Source organism: Arthrobacter mangrovi (assembly GCF_026011795.1).
In the GTDB taxonomy this organism is placed as follows: domain Bacteria; phylum Actinomycetota; class Actinomycetes; order Actinomycetales; family Micrococcaceae; genus Crystallibacter; species Crystallibacter mangrovi.
This window is the reverse complement of sequence record NZ_BRVS01000045.1, coordinates 1-2,652: the sequence shown is the minus strand read 5'-3', so window position 1 is coordinate 2,652 and position 2,652 is coordinate 1. Positions and strand designations below refer to the sequence as shown.

Below are 2,652 nucleotides of genomic sequence, written 5' to 3'. Positions count from 1 at the left end.
TGTAAGCGGCCATGAAAAACTGCCCATAGGTGGCCACGGAATTGCCCGCTGATGGCCACGGGGACTGCCCGCGTATGGTCACGGTAACTGCCCACTGGTGGCCGGCTGGTTTGCCCGCATTGTTCACTTTCCCCGCCGTGTTGTGAGACGGCGGGGGCCTCTTCCCGTTTGGATATCGGTGTCGAATCGAATCCGCTGACAGGAAGAGGCCCTGATTGAAGGATGCCCTAGAAACCGTGAAAATTCTTGCTGCATATGACCTGACGAAATCGCTGCGGGGTGCCGCCGAGCTGACGGGTTGTTCCCACCACACGGTCCAGCGCCTGGTCGCTGAACGCGATGCGGGCCGCGCCCCTGGTTCCGGACCGGTCCGGGAGCGGATCATCGATCCCTGGCTGCCGAAGATCGAGGACTGGGTCGAGGCGTCCCACGGCCGTATTCGCGCCGATGTCGTGCACGAAAAACTGGCCAGGATGGGTTACACCGGCTCGGACCGGTCCACCCGCCGGGCCGTCTCGGAGATCAAGGCCGCATACCGGCGCGGCAACCGGCGCGTGCACCGGCCCTGGGTCCCGGAGCCGGGCCTCTGGCTGCAGTATGACTTCGGCGACGGCCCGGTGATCGGCGGCGTGAAGACCGTGCTGTTCGTGGCCTGGCTGGCCTGGTCCAGGTTCCGCATCGTGATTCCGTTGCGGGACCGCACGGCACCGAGCGTATTCGCCGCGTTGGACCAGGCCTTCCGGATCATCGGCGGCGCGCCAACGTATGTGCTGACCGATAACGAGAAGACGGTCACGACGATGCACGTGGCCGGGGTCCCGGTACGCAACCAGGCGACGCTGGCGTTCGCAAAGCACTACTCGGTGGACGTGCTTACCTGCCGGCCGGCCGATCCTGCGTCGAAGGGCGGGGTCGAGAATGCAGTCAAGGTCGCCAAGGCAGATCTGGTGCCGAAGGAGACGAACCTGCTGCCGCAATACGCTTCGTTCGCCGAACTGGAGCAGGCCTGCCGGGACTTCATGGTGATGGTCAACAGTCGGGAGCACCGGACCACCCGGCGCCGCCCGCTCGACATGCTTACCGATGAGCGCCCCGCCCTGCACCGTGTCCCGGACACAGCACATACCGTCGCGTACGGGGTGGGCCGGAAAGTGCCGGAGAACACGCCGATGGTTTCCTTCGAGAACGCTCAGTACTCGGTGCCGGCGCATCTGCTCGGGCAGGACGTGTTCGTCCGCTCCCATGGCACCGGGCCCGACACGCAGGTCGTGATCATGCACGTCGGCGCCGATGGCCCGGCCGAGGTCGCCCGCCACGGACTGGCCCGTCCAGGTTCCCCGGCCATCAACGACGAGCACTTCCCCGACCATCAGGAGAAAATCCCCGGCGATTACCGGCCGGTGCCACGCTCCGCTGCGGAGGCCGAGTTTCTGGCCATTGGCGCCGGAGCCAGGACCTGGCTGCTCGAGGCCGCCGCAGCGGGAACGCAGCGGATCAACGTGAAGATGGCCGAGGCCGTCGCGCTGGCCAAGATCGCCGGCACCGCCGAAGTCGATAAGGCGTTAGGCCTGGCCGCAGTGCACCAGCGCTTCGCGCACGGCGATCTGGCCTCCCTGCTTACCGCGGCCTCGCAACGTGCCGGGCTGCGCACCGCCGCGGAGGATAAATCCCTGACTCAGGGCACCGCCGGCTGGGCCGGGCTCGGCGCTACCGACAGTGGGGAGGGCACCCGATGAGCATCACCAGTCCTAACACGGCAGCCCCGGCCCTGCCCGCCGACCTGGAGTCGTTGATGCGGCAGTTGAAGATGCCCCACGCCCGGGCCGTCGCTCCGGAAGTCCTGGCTACCGCCCGCGCCCAGCGGTGGGAGCCGGCCGAGATTCTCAAGGCGCTGCTGGCCGAGGAAACGGCAGGCCGGGCCCGCTCAATGCTGGCCACCCGGCGCAAGGCCGCCGGGTTCCCCACCGGGAAGACATTCGCGCTCTGGGACGAGGCCGCGTCCTCGATCCCGGCACCGACCCAGCAGGCCCTGCGGACCCTGGAATGGATCCACCGGAAGGAAAACCTCGTCGTCTGCGGCCCCTCCGGCACCGGGAAAACGTTCTTCCTCGAAGCCCTCGGCCAGCAAGCCGTCGAAGAAGGCATGCGCGTCGCCTGGTTCACCCTCGAAGACCTCGGCACCCTGATTCGGGCGCATCGGGCCGATGACACCGTCACCAAAGCCGTCGCCCGCATCCTGCGCGCCGACCTGGTGGTGATCGATGACATCGGCCTGCTGGCCGTGGCCACAGACGCCGCCGAAGGCCTCTACCGCGTCGTGGATGCGGCCTACGAAAAACGTTCCGTCGCGGTCTCTTCGAACCTGCACCCGGCAGGCTTCGACGAGCTCATGCCCAAGACCCTGGCCACCGCGACCGTCGACCGGCTGCTGCACCACGCGCACGTCTGCCAGACCAACGGCGACTCCGTTCGCCTCACCCAGGCCCTGGCCGGAAAGGGCGTCATGCCACTGACCTAACCACCCCAGCGGTGGCCAGTAACCAACCAACCCGTCCCGCGGGCAAACCAGCTGGCCACCACCGGGCACTTTTCCTGGCCGCCAGCGGGCAGAACTAGTGACCGCCCGTGGGCAGTTTCAAATGGCCGTTGACA

Annotated in this window: 2 protein-coding genes; both read left to right on the top strand. The window is 67.3% G+C overall.

The window, feature by feature from the left end; translation table 11 throughout:
* Nucleotides 1–215 precede the first annotated feature (215 nt).
* Complete coding sequence (gene istA, locus AHIS1636_RS20305) at nt 216–1,736, top strand: IS21 family transposase (protein WP_309298646.1); 1,521 nt, start codon at nt 216–218, stop codon at nt 1,734–1,736.
* Nucleotides 1,733–2,518: an IS21-like element helper ATPase IstB gene (gene istB / locus AHIS1636_RS20300; protein ID WP_264797684.1), complete on the top strand. Its 786-nt coding sequence runs from the start codon at nt 1,733–1,735 to the stop codon at nt 2,516–2,518. The genes istA and istB overlap by 4 nt, the downstream gene beginning before the upstream one ends.
* Nucleotides 2,519–2,652 lie beyond the last annotated feature (134 nt).